Below are 16068 nucleotides of genomic sequence, written 5' to 3'. Positions count from 1 at the left end.
AGCCTGCGATGATTCTAGCGAGAGTGGCATGTCGTCAGGCTGACGATCTCCTGACAATTGTGTCAGTTAAATGTATTCCGGATTCCACCTCAGGAAGAACATCACAGAACGCTTTTCCGGGTTGCATTGCAAAGTTCAGTCCAAACGTGTTGACGCCACTTTCACTGCGCGCAAAGACATCTCCCCGATGCATAATGGCGACGGCTCGTACGATAGAAAGACCCAGCCCATGATGGGTATCACTGTTGGCTCTGGAGATGTCGACCCGATAGAACCGTTCGAAAAGTCGACGTAAATGCTCTGCTGCAATGGGCTCTCCCGGATTTGATACCTCAACACAGGCGTAATTCTTTTTTTCACTCAGCCTGACGGTGACCGTGCTTGCCGGAGGTGAATGCCTTGCACTGTTTTCCAATAAATTAGCCAGGGAGCGGTGAAATAACCGCCGGTCAATATGCGCAATGACATCGCCCTCAACGTCCAGTGAAAGCTGTTTTTCAGCAAACGAGGGTTCGACATATTCCGCTGTTTTGAGGGTTTCTTCCCGCAGGGAGACCCGGGCAAGCTGAGAAGCATGTTCACCTGCGTGAGCATGCGACAGAAAAAGCATATCGTTAACGATCGATGTCATACGTTCAAGCTCCTCGAGGTTAGAACCGAGTAACTCTTCCAGTTCATCATGCGACCGCCGGCGTGACAGCCCCAGCTGCGTCTGGCCAATAAGATTTGTGAGCGGCGTTCGGAGTTCATGGGCCACATCCGCATTAAAACTTTCGAGTTGTCTCCACGCTATCTCCTGACGCTCCAGCACGCCGTTAAATGACGAGGCGAGTTGCTGCAACTCTTCGGGTAATCTCGTGGTATCAAGGCGTTGGCCGTGGTCTCCAGGGGCGAGTTGTTGCGCCTGTTTGCTAAGGGCGCCTACCGGACGCAGGGCGATTTTTGAGACCATATAACCCAGTAAAGCGACAACAAAGACACCCAGTGCGGTAATAATCAGCAGAGTGCGGGTGAACGCATTGAGTGTGCCCATATACGGTGTGGAGTCGATGGCAACGACATAGCGCAACTCAGGTCTTTCACCATTTTGGGGGATAGTTTTCACTAACAGGAAAAGTGAACAAGCTCCGTCGGATGCGCCGGGCATTTTATTGAAGCCTTCCTGTAAAGAAGACCACCCGACTCCCACTGGCGGTGTACCACCGATACTGAACCGTGGATCATCACTGACAATCCAGTAGCGAACGCGCTCACCTTCGGAATTGGTCAGTACGGTGAACTTACTGGCAAGCACTGACCAGCCGTCAGCTGAGGTTCGGGCGGTGATCCACGGGCTCATTAATGATTCCCGAAACAGCAGCTCGTTGTGCATTTGCTTTTGCAGGGATTCATGTAATGAGCTTCTTAGCAGGATGCCGATAACAGAAACAATCAGAAGTGCCGATAATGCAAACATCAATGCCAGATGGACTGAGATGGCGCGCTTTATCATGCTTACCCCCTTCATTTATACTGGCCTGACTTCCAGAACGTACCCCATCCCGCGCACGGTATGGAGTAACTTAATGTCGAACGGGGCATCAATTTTTGCCCGCAGACGTTTAATGGCAACCTCAACTACGTTGGCATCACTGTCAAAATTCATGTCCCATATCTGTTCAGCGATCATCATCTTTGACAGAATCTCGCCCTGATGACGGGCCAGAAAGCTCAGCAGAGCAAATTCCTTCGCGGTCAGTTCAAGTCGCGTTCCGGCACGAAACACCCTGCGAGCCAGCAGGTCGAGTTGCAGATCGTGAATCTGTAATTGCGTGATGTCGGCACCATCTGTTGACCGGCGACGTACCAGAGCCTGAATACGAGCTACCAGTTCGATAAGCGAGAACGGTTTGGGGAGATAGTCATCTGCGCCAAGCCTGAGTCCTTTGACGCGCTCATCGACCGATCCCCGTGCAGATAACATCAGTACGGGGGTCTGTTTACTGGCGCGTATGCCTTCAAGTACCCGGTAGCCATCCATCCCCGGCAGCATCACATCAAGAATTATCGCGTCGTAGTCGAACTCCAGCGCGTAATGAAGACCTTCGGCACCCTCTGCAGAAACATCCACCGTAAAACCCGATTCACCCAGCGCACGACTGAGATAAGTTGACGTTTTTTCTTCATCTTCGACTAACAACAGGCGCATGACGGTGACTTCCTCTTAACTTTTCAGCGGAGCTTCAACATCTGAATAAACCTGTACTGCATCCGGCAGCCGTTGCCCCCGGACGGTGATAGTGTCCAGAGAACCGGTCAGCTCGGTCATCTCAGCAGGGGTCAGCGAGACGGCAGCAGAAGATGTGTTCTGCAGCATATGGTCTTTATTTGTGGTTCCCGGGATCGGGACTATCCAGGGTTTACGTGCCATTAGCCATGCCAGCGCAATCTGTCCCGGTGCGGCGTCTTTTCTTGTCGCCCAGGTTTTCAGTAACTCAACCAGCTGTAGGTTATGCGGGAGGTTGTCGGAGGAGAAGCGGGTTTCTATGGCGCGTATATCACCTGCAGCAAATCGGGTTTTTTCATCAATCCAGCCTGTTAAAAACTGTACGCCTAGTGGGCTCCACGGCACAAATCCAATCCCCAGCTCCTCACAGAGCGGAAGCACATGTTTTTCTGGTCCTCGCCAGAGCATGGAATATTCACTTTGTACGGCAGTGACAGGTAATGCTGCATGCGCCCGCTTCAGCGTATTGATGCCCATCTCGGACAGACCCCAGTGCAGGACTTTCCCCTGATCCATTAAATCCTTTATGACACCGGCGACGTCTTCGATCGGAACCTGAGGATCGACCCGGTGCTGATAGAGTAAATCGATGCGATCGGTACGCAGGCGCTTAAGCATGTTTTCTACTACCTGCCTGATATGATCCGGTCGGCTATTGAGGCCAGGCAGGCGTTTACCTGTCTGCTGATCAATGTTCCAGCCAAACTTGGTGGCGATAACGATTTTATCCCGAAAAGGGCCAACGCCTTCCCCGAGGATTCTCTCTACTTCAAAGGGGCCGTACGCTTCTGCTGCGTCAAAGAACGTTACACCCTCATCAAATGCCCGGCGGATAACCTTCACCATCTCAGGACGCCACGGGACAGAGGTATCGTATTTACGGCTCATGTTCTGCACGCCCAGACCAAGGGCAGAAACGTCGAGATTACCGAGTTTGCGTCTGCTCATTGCCGTAACGCGCTGGCTACTATGTCCCGATGAATCGACCTGAAAGGATTTCCCCGCCGCCGTTGCCTGGGGAACAATTGATGCGGCGGCAATGCCGGCACCGGCGAATAGCAGCTTACGTCGTGCGGGCATTGCAGGGTTGTTTTGACTTTTCATGGACCATTCCTTTTCGAAGCAAATTGAATATGAATCCCATTTAACCAGAGAGCATTCTGCTCCCTGATTGCCAACATAATGCTGACGGGTGGCTGACAGCCCTGTCAGAAAAGGTTGCCTGCCAGATAACGCTTCCTGACAAAAATGTTATGTCTCTGTCACGATGCTGACAGCCCCCCGCTCCTAATCTGGGACTGCATATTTGATACCGCAGCCTACAGAGCCGGGCTGACACGCATCGGGAGAGACCATGAAATTCACGCTTATAAGCGCAATACTGCTCACGGCAATAGCCGGAGCGACTTCAGTCAATGCGGCTGACTACAAAAAAAACCCCTTTACGCTTGCTTATGACGGTGCCATCACTGAGAACGTCAAAGGCAAGGTCAACATCCATCCGGTAAAATACGATCTGCATGGCATCCAGATTGCCGCGAATGTCTATACCCCGGCCAATTACGACCCTGCAAAAAAATACCCTGCAGTGGTGGTCGCACACCCCAATGGTGGTGTGAAAGAACAGGTCGCCGGGTTGTATGCCCAACGCCTCGCTGAGCATGGTTACATTACTATCACTGCCGATGCAGCCTGGCAGGGTGGCAGCGGTGGCAGACCTCGCAGTGTGGATAAGCCTGCAAACCGCATTGAGGATGTTCACGGTATGGCTGACTACATCAGCCAGTATCCTGGGGTTGATACGTCCCGCCTCGGCCTGCTTGGCATTTGTGGCGGCGGTGGGTATTCACTTGTTGCAGCCGAAACGGACAAACGATTCAAATCGATCGCAACAGTCAGCATGTTTAATTCAGGGCTTGTACGCCGCAATGGTTTGCAGGATTCACAGCTGGATACTGTCCAGCAGCGGCTGCAGCAGGCTTCTGACGCGCGGGCTCAGGAAGCTGCCGGAGGGGAGATTCTTTATTCCGGCGATGCAAATCTGACTGATGAACAGATCGCTAAATTACCGTTTGCCTTATACAGACAAGGCTATGAGTACTACTGGAAAACCCACCCACACCCGAACTCCACCTTTAAATACACGACAAGTAGCCTGCTGGATTTGATGAACTTTGACGTGACAGACCATATCAATCTCATCAATAAACCGCTGTTAATGATTGCCGGTACAAAGGCAGACACCTTGTATATGACCGAAGCTGCATTTGCTAAAGCGACCGGTACGAAGAACAAAGAATTGTTCCTTATCGACGGTGCAACCCATATCGAGACTTACTGGGTTCCCAGATATGTTGATCAGGCAATGCAAAAGTTAGACGTATTCTTCGATAAGAATATTTAGTCAGCCACAGAGGGCACCCCGGTCTGTCCGGCTGGGGGATATCTCCTGCCTGTAGTCACTTCAACCTTCACTTCACTTTTTTCTTTTGAGTGATATATCCAGATTAACGAAGTTGTGGTTAAAGATAATTGCGCTAGGAAAATAGGTGCTATGAATAAAATTCATAGGCTTAATCAGGGACAAGGAATGATCATTAAAAGTCGGTTGTGGCAGGATGGGCCCGGAGAGAGCGATACATTCTCTTAAGATCACTTTCAGGCGGAGGAGCATATGAGTTCGCAAGAGCCAACATTCAGTGACGTCGTTAAAAGCAGGTATTCAGCAAGAGCCTTTCTTCCATCTCCCATTCCCGATGATATCCTCGAAGACATTCTGTATGAAGCACAATGCTCGCCATCCAACTGCAACACGCAGCCCTGGTCCCTGCATATCGTCATGGGAGATAAGCTTGAGGAGTTAAGCCAGGCATTGACTGCGGATCTCAGGGCCAGAAACGACAGTTCCGATTTCACCTTTGATAAAGAAGCCTAACCTGAGCCATTCAGGGAACGGGCTTCAGAGCAGGGACGCTCATATTACCAGGCTCTGTGCGTTGCGCGCGGCGATACACTGAGTCGCTCAGAAGTGGTCGAACACAATGTCAGATTTTTTGGGGCGCCCCATGTAGCATTTTTGTTCATTCCTGTTGTAGGCGATAACGTTCGTGTTGCCTCAGACGCCGGCATGTACGCTCAGACGCTCCTGCTATCGCTCACGGCTCGCGGTTATGCGGGAGTCCCGCAGGCAGTACTGAGTTACTTTGCGCAAACGGTGCGCCGGATCTTACATGTCCCTGAGAATTTCAGGCTGCTTTACGGCATTTCGTTTGGTACGCCAGATAAAACCCATCCTTCCCTGCATTACAGGGAAGGACGAATTCCTGTTCAGGAAAGTGTTACCTGGCATCGATAACTAAGCGTGATTTTTAACCTTCACTGTCAGTGCCATCAGGGCGCTGGCTACCGTGAATACCGCGATAATCCAGCCCATTGTCCATGGTGTGCCATCGCTAAACAGCGCCAGAAGCAGCGATGAGACGATACCGCTACCATATTGCAGCGCGCCCATTAAGGCTGATGCCGAGCCTGCAACTTCAGGTACAGCGTCCAGTGCACAGGCCGTAGACGTTGCGGCGATAATGCCATTCATGGAGAAGAACACGAAGACAGTTGTCACAATCACGCTGATCCCGCCAATTCCCAAGCCAGTTGTAACTGCCAGCGCTAATGCTGCAATAGCAGCGATGAATACAGCAATCCGGAGCAACATTTCCAGCGGATAGCGGTGAACCAGGCGTTGGTTAACCATGCTCACTGCCATCAATCCAACAACGTTTACGGCAAACAACCAGCCGTAATGTTCCGGATCAACACCGAACCATGTGATATACACAAACGGCGAGCCGGTGATAAATGCATAAGCCGCGACATAATAGAACGTCAGGCATAACGTAAAACGCATATAACTGGTATTAGTAAGTAGTGATTTGTAGTTGCGAAAAGCGCCGGGTACGGAAGCTTGTATACGTTTTTCCGTAGGAAGTGTCTCCGGTAGCCAGAATAACGATATCAGCAATAATGTTCCGATAATCGTCAACAGCCAGAAAATGGTGTGCCACGAGGTGACTTTAATCATTTGCCCGCCAACCAGTGGCCCGGCGATCGGCGCTATTGCCATGATGATCATCAGGGTCGACAGCATGTGTGCTGCACGGGTACGACTGAACAGGTCGCGAATCATTGCACGCGCCAGCATCGGACCGGTACAGGCTCCCAATGCCTGAAAAACGCGCCAGAAGACAATCTGTGTAATATCCGTTGATAACGCACAACCTACCGAGCCTATAACGAATAATCCCATCCCGAAAAACATCGGCCGGCGTCGACCGAAGCGATCGCTAAGAGGCCCCCAAATCAGCTGGGCGAGGCAAAACCCAATCAGAAAACCCGTGATCGTCAGTTCTGCATCGCCCTGTAAATCAGTGGCCATGACAGGCATGGCAGGAAGATAAATGTCGGTTGATAAGGAAGTAACGGCCATTAAGGCACTGAGAATTAGCAAAAAAGAAAAACCGGTTTTACTGGTTGTCGCTGGCTGTGTTGGAGCCTGAGGGTTAAGCATGGCAGTCCGCTTTGATATGAATAATCAGACGCATGTTAACGTGTTTATCCTGCCGGATAATGATATGCAGAGGGATTAGAGCTATGAGTAATATTCATTAATTTCTTGAATTTTAAAGGCAGTGAAAGCCTGGCGGCACTCTAGCCTGTATGGAGGTTTGTCACTCATTAAAGGCAAATCAACGTTATCAATTCATCATTCTGATTTGATAGTCGTGACACGCTCAAGAGTTAATCTGTTCGTTTTCACTTACATTCGTTATCAAACGCATTGATAATTTCTGGATATTTTCTATTCCACATAAACGGTGATATGTCAGCGCGCATGATGGCCATCCTGGGCGAGATGGCCGCGGGACAGGAGGTATATTCCATCGATGAGTCATTCCTGGACGTTACCGGGATTAGTAACCTTATCCCGCTTGAGACATTTGGCCAGCAGATGCGTGAGCGCATCCGGAGAGAAACCGGACTGATAATTGGCGTGGGTTTCGGACCGACCAAAACGCTGGCCAAACTGGCTAATCACGCGGCCAAGAAATGGACGCAGACCCGGGGCATCGTGGATTTGTCTGACGAAAGCCGGCAACGGAAACTTCTGCATCTGACTGACGTCAGTGATATCTGGGGTATTGGTCAACGCATCAGTAAACGGCTGAACCAGCTGGGCATCACCACCGCCCTGCAGCTCGCAGACAGCAATGTCAGCATGATACGGAAAAACTTTGACGTCATCGTCGAGCGTACGACACGGGAACTGAATGGAGAGTCCTGCCTGGCACTTGAAGATGCGCCGCCACCAAAACAACAGATTGTAAACTCACGCTCTTTTGGCCAGCGCGTTACCCAGCTGGAAGACATGCAGCAGGCAGTCGTACTGTATGCCACGCGTGCGGCGGAAAAGTTCAGGGAGCAGAATTCGCGCTGCCGCCATATAAGCGTCTCAATCGCCACCGGCCGCCACGGTGATGAACCGCAGTATTCGAATACTGCTTCCCGCATATGCAATTATTCGACGAACGACTCGCGAGACATTATTGAATCTGCGCTTCGCGGTCTTAGCATCATCTGGCGGGACGGCTACCGGTATGCCAAAGCGGGCGTCATGCTGGGTGATTTTTATCAGTCAGGCGTGGCGCAGTTTGACATGTTCAGTGAGCAGCAACCGCGTGCAAACGCCGACGCGTTAATGGCCGCGCTGGACGTCATCAATCGTTCAGGTAGAGGAAGAGTTTTTTTCGCGGGCCAGGGAGAGCGTGACAGTGCATGACAGATAAAGCGTGAAATGCTATCCCCGCGCTACACAACCAGATTAAAAGACATACCAAAAATAAAGTAACTTCGTTTTCGCAATCTCTGCTTCGTGCGCCCTACCGCGCAGGTGGTCTAAAATTGCGGTCGCAATTAACTCAATAAAATGAAGATATGATGAAAACAGGACTGATTTCACTGGGTTTACTGGCAGCCCTGCTTACAGGTTGCGATGCTGGCGCACAGAGCCTTGAATGGTATAAGGCGCACGATAAGGAACGTAACGCAAAAGTTGAAGAGTGCAAAAAAGCGTCCGAACCACGCGGTACCGAGGACTGCCGGAATGCCATTGATGCCACTGTCCTCGGCGGCTCTTTCACAAAGAGTCCCAATAAAAGTTGGTAAATCCGATCTGCAATGTCCGCTCTTCGCTGTGAGTTCAACCGATGGATGCAACACACTGATTGAATCGCTCTGCGGGTGATTCATAGTCTAGCGTTTTTCTTGGCCTCTCGTTGAGCTGCCTGGCAACACTGTTTAGTCTTTGCTGGCTGTGAACCGATAAGTCAGTTCCTTTTGGAAAATACTGCCTGAGCAATCTGTTCGTATTTTCATTGGAGCCGCGTTGCCAGGGAGATTGAGGATCGCAGAAGTAAACCTGAATATCTGTGGCTACAGTAAACCGGGTATGGCTGGTCATTTCAGCGCCCCGGTCCCATGTTAATGTTTTATAAAGCTCAGCAGGTAATTCCCGGGCTTGTCTGATGAGTGCAGATATAACCGTTATGGTCTTGTTATCCCTGACTTTGGCCAGCATAACAAAACGGGAATGACGTTCTACGAAGGTGACGATACAGGAGTTTTTAGAGCCCTGGAGCAGGTCACCTTCCCAGTGACCTGGTACTGCTCTGTCAGCGGCTTCAGGTGGCCTTTCGCTGATAGAGACCGTATCCGGGATTGATCCTAGTCTTTTCCCTTTAAGCGATGATGTTCTGGATCTACGCACGACTCTTCCGCTTCTGAGGCATTGCTGCAGTTCTTTTTTTAATGCGCCCCGGGTTTGTATAAAAAGCGTTTTATATATCGTTTCGTGTGACACATGCATTTCCTGACTATCCGGATAACAGCGTTTCAGCCAGCCGGCGATCTGTTCCGGCGACCAGTCCTGATGCATCTTCTCTGCAATGATTTTACACAATGCGGGGCTTTCGATTAGCTTGCAAGGTTTTGGTCTCAGAGCATTTTCCCACGCAGCAGTATCCGCTTTTGATGCACGGTATTGTTTTGCACCGCCGTGCCTCCTGATCTCGCAGCTAATCGTTGAAGGAGCTCTTGATAATTTGGCTGCGATGTCCCTGATGCTGCGTTTTGCTACCAATCCTCTGGATATCTCCTCTCTTTCATCAAGCGAAAGCGCTAACCGGTGCCGCTTTCGCACGGGAGGACGGCAGCCACCTGTCTGGTGGATTGTAGGCATAATAGAAGAGTGAAATCTGTCGAACATTCTGGCGATATCATGCAGAGAATCACCTTGCTTATATCTGTCTCAGATAATCGCTTTCTGTTCTGGCGTGAAGTAAATGCGTGTTCTTCGTTTCATGGCAACGTCCCCCTTGATTAAGGATAGCGCTGCATCGACCCGTTGAACTCACAGCCAATAACGGACGTTGCTTTCACGCCTTGCCCGGTCAGTCACCTCATCGCAAAAGTAAACCCGCTGATATTGCAATATTTAGTTTGGTCTCCGCCATCATCCTTATCTGCCGGTTGAGTCTATTAAAAGTTTAAAAGCAGACATCAATTAAGTTGCGACCGATTTAATTTCTCATCCTCCTACAGACATGCCGTCTTACGCCGATAACGTTTCTGAAAGACACCATACGCGGTCATCGTGCGCTGAAGCATGATGCAGTTTTCACCGGAGAGACTGTTACAGAATACCCACTCTGTTTGATTGTACACTGACCGACCTTAACCACCCTGCGGACCGGAATGTCTCCGGCGTAGCTTATGATCATTTCAGGAACCGACATATGAAATCTGACATTCATGCTCGACTCGGCGTGGCGGTCTCTGAAACGTCACTGTGTGCCATATATCTGCTGTCATCATCCGGGGAGGTACTAAGCTGGAACCGGGGGGGCGAAACATGAAGGGATGGGACAGGCCGGAGATTACAGGACTGCATTTCTCGGTCTTCTACGATGACAGCGAACGGACCAGGGGCGTGCCGGAGGAAAATCTTGCCGCTGCCCGTGATTGCGGACAGTATTCTGCAGAGGGCTGGCGTCTGCGCAGGGATGGCAGCGTTTTCAGGGCATTTGTTGAAATTGAGTTTCTTCACCCGGCTGAAGGTGAGCAGGCTGCTTTTATTAAAATCGTACGTGATGTATCACGTCAATATGAAGAAAGAATGGCACTCAGTATCGCGCAGCGGGTGATCATCAGGCGTGAGGCAGAACTGTCGGATGCCAGTCAGCTGCTGGATGAGATATTCAGCCATACAGCCTGCGCGCTTATTCTGTGCGAGGCTGGATCGGGAAATATTGTTCGCACAAATCAGCCAGCCATCCACTCAGCCTGGCTGAGAACTCTTGTGCTGAGTGGTAACATCCTTAACCGTCAGTCCGTAACGTGGCTGGCGGGCCTGGACACAATCTTCAGGCGCGGTCTGCACCTTTCGCCGGGCGACGGACTTGTCGAAACCCTCACGTCCGGAGAGAAGATGCCTGAAATTGCTCTGAGGGTAGCGGCGGAAAGGCTGACAACCGGCGGGGCTGGCGAATTTATTCTTTTCACCCTACTGGATATAACTGCTGAGCAGCAGGCTATTGTCAGGGCAACTTATGAAGCCCTGCACGATCCACTGACGGGCCTGCTGAACCGCCGGGGCTTCATGCCGGCGCTTAACGGATTTCTGAAGAAGAGTATGCCTTTTGCACTCATGATACTTGATATCGACCGCTTCAAAATTATTAATGATGCGTTGGGGCATGCTGCTGGTGACTCTCTCCTTACGGAAATATCTGACCGGCTGCAGGCCACACTGCGCACTCAAGATTTGCTGGCACGAACGGGTGGTGATGAGTTTGTCGTTCTTCTACCCGATATGATCACTTCGGAAGCTGCGGGCGAAACAGCCCGCCGGTTTACGGACGTGCTATCGGAGCCATTTACAATTGAGGGCCGGAAAGTCATGTCCGGATGCAGTATCGGTATCTGTCTTTACAGTGGCGATGCGCGGCAGGCAGAAGACATGCTTGCAGCCGCCGACGTTGCGCTATATGAGGCGAAAGCTGCCGGGCGCAACGGCTACGTGATTTTCTCCTCCAGACTTGCCAGTGCAGCGGCAGAGCGCTTCAGCCTGGAAAATGACCTGCGCAATGCGATGGCGAACGGTGAATTACAGCTTTTTTACCAGCCCGTTGTTAACAGCCGCTCGGGTTTAGCGGTATCATATGAAGCATTAATGCGCTGGCACCATCCCGTCAGGGGGAGCGTACCGCCGTCCGTATTTATTCCCCTGGCAGAGCAGACCGGGCTTATCCATGAGATTGGTGCTTTTGCCCTTAGGCGGGCGTGTGCAGAAGTTGCCGGCTGGCCTGATAACGAACATATAGCAGTAAACCTCTCTCCCTACCAGTTTCGTGAGCCCCGGCTTGCCGACATCGTCCGGCATGCTCTGCATCACAGCGGTCTTGAGCCACAACGGCTTGAGCTGGAAATTACGGAGTCAGCCCTCTTGGAAAATCCAGAAGACAGCTATCGCGTCATTCATGAGTTGAAGGATATGGGAGTTCATATCGTCCTTGACGACTTTGGCACCGGCTTTTCATCTCTGAGCTACCTGCGGACCCGTCTGTTCAGTAAAATCAAAATTGACCGGTCCTTTATCAGCGATCTGCATTCAGATGCTAGCGCCACAGCAATTGTCGGTGCCGTCCTGACGCTGTGTCTTGAACTTGGGCTGGAAGTGGTGGCTGAAGGCGTTGAGAAAGAAGAGCAGGCGGAATGGCTCAGAGCATCCGGTTGCGGACTGCTGCAGGGCTTTCTATTTGGCCGTCCGGGGCCACACAGAAAGCAAAATCAGCCCATCTGACTGGCCTCTGATACATGCAGGTTTTACCGGCAATATACTGTCCGGATGAGGCAGGCCGCCGGGTCATAAGCACAATGACCTAGGGATGTTATGTTAAAAACAGGTGAAACGTAACGCGTTCTATTTGCTCAAAGTGGACCCTGCGGCATGGATTTCAATGTCCGCTCTGTGCCAGGAGCGGACGTTGCTGAGTCTGCAATCCATCAATTGTGGAGCATCAGCTTAAAGTCAGCTATCCGGATACTGATGCCAGAAACGCGCGCCTTTAATGAACCGGGTGGTTCTGTTAATATGGGCAGGTTTACAGGGAGAAACCACATGCGAACACTGACTGAAAAGAAACGAAATGACATCCTTAACGCCGCCACGACTGTCTTTCTCGAACAGGGTTACGAACGCGCATCCATGGATGCTGTGGCCAGAGCAGCAGAGTGCTCCAAAGCCACGCTCTATAACTATTTCTCCTCCAAGGAAAGCCTTCTTGACGCCGTCGTCAGGGCCTACGGCACCAATTTTCTGACGCGGGCGGCGGACGAGATTGACAGTCATGACAGTCGTCATCTGCCCCTGGCTGACAGGCTGCAGCGCTTTGGTGAAGGCATGCTGGGTGCAATGACATCGGACTGGAAGGGCCTGCAGCTGTATCGTATGGTTATTGGCGAGGCCGGACATTCCGGTATCGGTGATATTTTTTACGAATCGGGTGTCCGCGAAAGCATGAACGCGCTGGCAACGCTGATGAAACAGCATATCGAGGCTGGAGACCTGGTTCCCGCCCGCCCCGACCTGAGAGCGAAACAGTTTTCAGCGCTGGTGAAGGCTGAGGCTGATGAGCTCTTTCTCCGCCATAAAATGCCGGTTTATACGCGCGAAGATATCATCGCTATGGTGAAAAGCGCTGTAGAGGTATTTATATCAGGTGCAGCACCCCGCTGACCACACACCAGCAGGGCGGACTATTGCTCTTAAAGGTTGACTAATCCCTGAATATAATTAAACTAGTACGTACAGTTTAATTATAGGGGGTAACGCTTATGCTTCATCGTTTCATTCTGGTGGCAGGTCTGGCCGTGGGTTCGCTTCTGCTGAGCGGCTGCGTTTCTTTATTCTGAGGAGTTAACATGCGTCTTGTTTACAGCCTCATTACCGGTATGGCCGTACTGATGCTTACCGGATGCCTTTCTATCGGCAGCCACATCTGAACCTCACCAGCCCGCCTTCAGGCGGGCAATTTGCTGATACCGTCTGCGCACGGCTAAAATAATACCCCCGACAGTATGAGCACAATCAGGGTGCTTATGGCCAGAGCCACCATAATCTCTGCAACAAGCAGCGTGATTAACGAGTTCTGGTGGACTCCCCAGGCCCCCCTCTGTATATTTTCTCCCGCGGCGGGCTTTCAGGCGCCGGATATGAACGATTTCTTTTACGTTAATGATGACGTGCCACCACATAATCATGACGGTCACCGCAAGAGCGCCAAATAAAATCAGGATACTCAGGATGCTCCAGTCCATCCAGGCCCCCTGCCATTAATCACTGACAGTTTCTCCTTCAATGTATCCTCCTTCATGTAAGTCTTGGCTTATGGAATTCTGAAAACGCGTATCCCTGTGAGCCGGGCCGGATACTGCGAGGTTTTCACCAGGGGGTGACGTCACTGAGCACCAGCAGCACAAGCACAGACAGCGCATCAATAATGAGACATTCCGCAACCAGAAATATCTGTACCAGTTCTGATGAGGCACCCCACACCCTGACGGCATAATATCCGGCCCGGCGCTGACCGGACCGGCGCAGATGGCGTATTTCAATGAGGTTGCCGGCGGTTCTGAGCAGGGCACATACCACGGTCAGCAGCATGGCTCCATATATGAACCATTGCCTGGGCGATGCATTTTCCAGCCCCCCGGTTATCGGGCAGCCACTCATCAGCTGACCCGGGCGTCAAATGTGGTGAGGATGCCGGCGGCAATAAAAACAAACACCAGAACGATCCGGATGAGCAGTACCTTCATGCTCCTGCACCCGCCGCATACCGCCGAAGAAAATCAGCTGTACTGCGCCGCACTTCTTTACGGAGCACCGCCTTATCCTGCTGAAAGCCAGTCATCAGGATACGCACCTCCTCCGTCAGCTTCAGCCAGGCATGGGCCATTTCGCCAGAGGGCCTGCAGCGCAACTCTCCGCGCAGCATTGCCGTATCAATAACGCTCCGCGCATAGTCCGCTGCCGGTGTAAAGGCATCATGTCCCGGGCCGTCCAGGCTGCTCCTGGCTTCGCCATACTTTTGCAGTGTCAGCATCATTCTTATGAGCCTGCGCCGCACCGGCAGACCGGAATAGCGGAGCGGCAGGCTCAGGATAAAACATGCGCGCTCAGCACTCACTTCCCGCATGCGCTCCGGCCAGTCTTCCCTCATTACCGGCATGATTTCCAGCATGGAGCTGGGCAGGCACGTGATGCCTGACGACGAAACTTCCGGTTTTAAATAAAGCATTCCGCACTCCTCATGTGAAAGTCAGCGACACTCACTGAAACATTTTGTTGACAGAGTCAGGATAAACCATATTAACTATACCGTACAGTTCATTATATCAAAAAGTAACCGGAGAATAATTTATGGTTCGCCTCACAAAACAGCTTTCCCGTACGCTTATCCTGACCGCCATCATTGCCGCCGCAGGATGTTCGTCCACGTCACCGGTGAAATATTCCGGCATTCAGGCCACATCCCGGATGACGCCTAACACGGCTGATGACAGCGACCGGATCCCTTTCCGCTATGCCACCCCGGTTGACTGGAGCAAATACCGCAGCATCACCATCGATCCTGTTGGAATTTATGGTGGCAGCGACGCACAGTTTAATGACATGTCTCAGGAAGACCGGCGCAATCTGGCAGACTACATGCAGAAGAAGTTTGCCGACGTGCTGCGGGAGAAGTTTACTGTCAACACCAGCACCGGGAATGCCCCTTCTCTCCGGCTAAAGCTGACGCTGACCGGCGCGGATACCACGCCACAGGTTGTGGGGACCTTTACGAAATTCGACCTGGCTGGCGGCCCTTATAATATTTTTCAGTCTGTGCGAGGCGGGCGCGGACTGATGAGCGGTTACGTCAACTATGCTGTGGAAGTGCAGGATGCCGCGACCGGTGAACTCCTGCTGGCCTACGTAGCGGAACAGTATCCTAATGCCATGAACGTGGGGGCCACGTTTGGCTCATTGAGTGCGGCCGAGACAGGAGTGGACAAAGGCGCTGAGCAGCTGCTGGAAAAACTGCGCTAAGGGAGGCGATAACCAGATCATGACGGCTTGTGAGCACAGGGATCTGTCAGTGTAGCGATCGCTGCACTGATGGAAGATGGATGGATACAGGCATTGTTCATAAAGGCTATCCTCACATCAAAAAGAGCTGTGTTAAGAATTCCCAATGTCCGCTTTTCGCTCATAGCAGACTTTTCGATGAGATATCTGTTGAAGGTTTTTTGCTGAAACTGGCAGCATTATTTTAATACCTACAGCACGCGGTTAAGACGTGGCAGAAATAATCGCGTCATCAGTTCTGAAGCAGGAATAAAAAAGCCCGGCGACCGGGCAATGAGTCAGCCGCTCCTTTCAGAGCAGTATACGGGGTGTGTTAAGTCAGGTTAGGCGAGTATAAAAGATGGAGCCAAGCGGCGGGTAAAAAAATATCTGCTCAAGAGGCTGGCAGCAGGGACGAATCGTAATGGTGGTTCTGAAGCTTCTGAGTGGCCTCTGTACGTTATGAGGTAGACACCGTTAATTTTGCCGGCATCATATCAGTCAGCGGTATGAGCATCGGCTCTTTCACAGCCTGCTACGGATGAGAGGACCTGTGTAAGATAACAGGTGTAAACGATAA

Annotated in this window: 14 protein-coding genes and 2 pseudogenes; 8 read left to right on the top strand and 8 right to left on the bottom strand. The window is 51.5% G+C overall.

Features of this window, described 5'->3' with window-relative positions; all coding sequences use genetic code 11:
* Positions 1 to 34: 34 nt before the first annotated feature.
* The 3 genes from ACX8ZY_RS22665 to ACX8ZY_RS22655 are packed head-to-tail and all read right to left on the bottom strand — an operon-like array spanning position 35 to position 3370.
* Positions 35 to 1492, bottom strand: coding sequence for a heavy metal sensor histidine kinase (locus ACX8ZY_RS22665; protein ID WP_337016624.1), 1458 nt, complete (start codon positions 1490 to 1492; stop codon positions 35 to 37).
* 15 nt (positions 1493 to 1507) lie between these two features.
* Positions 1508 to 2188, bottom strand: coding sequence for a heavy metal response regulator transcription factor (locus ACX8ZY_RS22660; RefSeq protein WP_031594267.1), 681 nt, complete (start codon positions 2186 to 2188; stop codon positions 1508 to 1510).
* 15 nt (positions 2189 to 2203) lie between these two features.
* Positions 2204 to 3370: an aldo/keto reductase gene (locus tag ACX8ZY_RS22655; RefSeq protein ID WP_337016626.1), complete on the bottom strand. Its 1167-nt coding sequence runs from the start codon at positions 3368 to 3370 to the stop codon at positions 2204 to 2206.
* Positions 3371 to 3620: 250 nt separating this feature from the next.
* Between ACX8ZY_RS22655 and ACX8ZY_RS22650 the strand changes: the two genes are divergently transcribed.
* Positions 3621 to 4670, top strand: coding sequence for an alpha/beta hydrolase (locus ACX8ZY_RS22650; RefSeq protein ID WP_346530446.1), 1050 nt, complete (start codon positions 3621 to 3623; stop codon positions 4668 to 4670).
* A gap of 270 nt (positions 4671 to 4940) precedes the next feature.
* Positions 4941 to 5621, top strand: a pseudogene (locus ACX8ZY_RS22645) (nitroreductase).
* On the opposite strand, the gene ACX8ZY_RS22640 reads toward ACX8ZY_RS22645, so the two are convergent.
* Positions 5622 to 6830 carry a multidrug effflux MFS transporter gene (locus tag ACX8ZY_RS22640; RefSeq protein ID WP_346530448.1) on the bottom strand — a complete coding sequence of 403 codons (1209 nt, stop codon included), beginning with the start codon at positions 6828 to 6830 and terminating at the stop codon, positions 5622 to 5624.
* 270 nt (positions 6831 to 7100) lie between these two features.
* On the opposite strand from ACX8ZY_RS22640, the gene umuC reads away from it, so the two are divergent.
* From umuC to ACX8ZY_RS22625, 3 genes are all read left to right on the top strand, one after another.
* Positions 7101 to 8099, top strand: a complete 999-nt coding sequence (gene umuC, locus ACX8ZY_RS22635) for a translesion error-prone DNA polymerase V subunit UmuC (RefSeq protein WP_337016630.1) — start codon at positions 7101 to 7103, stop codon at positions 8097 to 8099.
* A gap of 3 nt (positions 8100 to 8102) precedes the next feature.
* The gene (locus ACX8ZY_RS22630; protein ID WP_072006765.1) at positions 8103 to 8168 is read left to right on the top strand and encodes a DUF4113 domain-containing protein; all 66 of its coding nucleotides are present in this window, start codon (positions 8103 to 8105) and stop codon (positions 8166 to 8168) included.
* A gap of 86 nt (positions 8169 to 8254) precedes the next feature.
* Positions 8255 to 8485 (top strand): EexN family lipoprotein, encoded by a 231-nt coding sequence (locus tag ACX8ZY_RS22625; RefSeq protein ID WP_337016632.1) that lies wholly within the window; start codon positions 8255 to 8257, stop codon positions 8483 to 8485.
* A 34-nt stretch (positions 8486 to 8519) separates the two neighbouring features.
* Here the strand turns inward: ACX8ZY_RS22625 and ACX8ZY_RS22620 are convergent.
* Positions 8520 to 9680: pseudogene (locus tag ACX8ZY_RS22620) on the bottom strand (IS30 family transposase).
* Between the two features lie 549 nt (positions 9681 to 10229).
* Between ACX8ZY_RS22620 and ACX8ZY_RS22615 the strand changes: the two are divergent.
* Complete coding sequence (locus ACX8ZY_RS22615; RefSeq protein WP_459261440.1) at positions 10230 to 12179, top strand: putative bifunctional diguanylate cyclase/phosphodiesterase; 1950 nt, start codon at positions 10230 to 10232, stop codon at positions 12177 to 12179.
* Positions 12180 to 12326: 147 nt separating this feature from the next.
* Positions 12327 to 13115 carry a TetR/AcrR family transcriptional regulator gene (locus ACX8ZY_RS22610; protein WP_346530130.1) on the top strand — a complete coding sequence of 263 codons (789 nt, stop codon included), beginning with the start codon at positions 12327 to 12329 and terminating at the stop codon, positions 13113 to 13115.
* A gap of 269 nt (positions 13116 to 13384) precedes the next feature.
* On the opposite strand, the gene ACX8ZY_RS22605 is transcribed toward ACX8ZY_RS22610, so the two are convergent.
* The 3 genes from ACX8ZY_RS22605 to ACX8ZY_RS22595 form a co-directional block, all read right to left on the bottom strand.
* Positions 13385 to 13696 carry a hypothetical protein gene (locus tag ACX8ZY_RS22605; RefSeq protein ID WP_346530132.1) on the bottom strand — a complete coding sequence of 104 codons (312 nt, stop codon included), beginning with the start codon at positions 13694 to 13696 and terminating at the stop codon, positions 13385 to 13387.
* Positions 13697 to 13820: 124 nt separating this feature from the next.
* Positions 13821 to 14042 carry a hypothetical protein gene (locus ACX8ZY_RS22600; protein WP_346530134.1) on the bottom strand — a complete coding sequence of 74 codons (222 nt, stop codon included), beginning with the start codon at positions 14040 to 14042 and terminating at the stop codon, positions 13821 to 13823.
* Positions 14043 to 14193: 151 nt separating this feature from the next.
* Positions 14194 to 14679: a hypothetical protein gene (locus tag ACX8ZY_RS22595; RefSeq protein ID WP_346530136.1), complete on the bottom strand. Its 486-nt coding sequence runs from the start codon at positions 14677 to 14679 to the stop codon at positions 14194 to 14196.
* A gap of 122 nt (positions 14680 to 14801) precedes the next feature.
* On the opposite strand from ACX8ZY_RS22595, the gene ACX8ZY_RS22590 reads away from it, so the two are divergent.
* Complete coding sequence (locus ACX8ZY_RS22590; protein ID WP_346530138.1) at positions 14802 to 15470, top strand: DUF3313 domain-containing protein; 669 nt, start codon at positions 14802 to 14804, stop codon at positions 15468 to 15470.
* Positions 15471 to 16068: the final 598 nt, after the last annotated feature.

Source organism: Pantoea sp. XAF26B01_ASV70 (assembly GCF_054512635.1).
The sequence above is the reverse complement of the archived record's forward strand: the minus strand, read 5'-3'. Positions and strand labels throughout refer to the sequence as shown.

Bases quoted from the DNA above. Each gene is read 5' to 3' on its own strand.
- ACX8ZY_RS22665 (WP_337016624.1), bottom strand. From the start codon at position 1,492: ATGATAAAGCGCGCCATCTCAGTCCATCTGGCATTGATGTTTGCATTA.
- ACX8ZY_RS22660 (WP_031594267.1), bottom strand. From the start codon at position 2,188: ATGCGCCTGTTGTTAGTCGAAGATGAAGAAAAAACGTCAACTTATCTC.
- ACX8ZY_RS22655 (WP_337016626.1), bottom strand. From the start codon at position 3,370: ATGAAAAGTCAAAACAACCCTGCAATGCCCGCACGACGTAAGCTGCTA.
- ACX8ZY_RS22650 (WP_346530446.1), top strand. From the start codon at position 3,621: ATGAAATTCACGCTTATAAGCGCAATACTGCTCACGGCAATAGCCGGA.
- ACX8ZY_RS22640 (WP_346530448.1), bottom strand. From the start codon at position 6,830: ATGCTTAACCCTCAGGCTCCAACACAGCCAGCGACAACCAGTAAAACC.
- ACX8ZY_RS22625 (WP_337016632.1), top strand. From the start codon at position 8,255: ATGATGAAAACAGGACTGATTTCACTGGGTTTACTGGCAGCCCTGCTT.
- ACX8ZY_RS22615 (WP_459261440.1), top strand. From the start codon at position 10,230: ATGAAGGGATGGGACAGGCCGGAGATTACAGGACTGCATTTCTCGGTC.
- ACX8ZY_RS22610 (WP_346530130.1), top strand. From the start codon at position 12,327: ATGGATTTCAATGTCCGCTCTGTGCCAGGAGCGGACGTTGCTGAGTCT.
- ACX8ZY_RS22605 (WP_346530132.1), bottom strand. From the start codon at position 13,696: ATGGACTGGAGCATCCTGAGTATCCTGATTTTATTTGGCGCTCTTGCG.
- ACX8ZY_RS22600 (WP_346530134.1), bottom strand. From the start codon at position 14,042: ATGCTGCTGACCGTGGTATGTGCCCTGCTCAGAACCGCCGGCAACCTC.
- ACX8ZY_RS22595 (WP_346530136.1), bottom strand. From the start codon at position 14,679: ATGCTTTATTTAAAACCGGAAGTTTCGTCGTCAGGCATCACGTGCCTG.
- ACX8ZY_RS22590 (WP_346530138.1), top strand. From the start codon at position 14,802: ATGGTTCGCCTCACAAAACAGCTTTCCCGTACGCTTATCCTGACCGCC.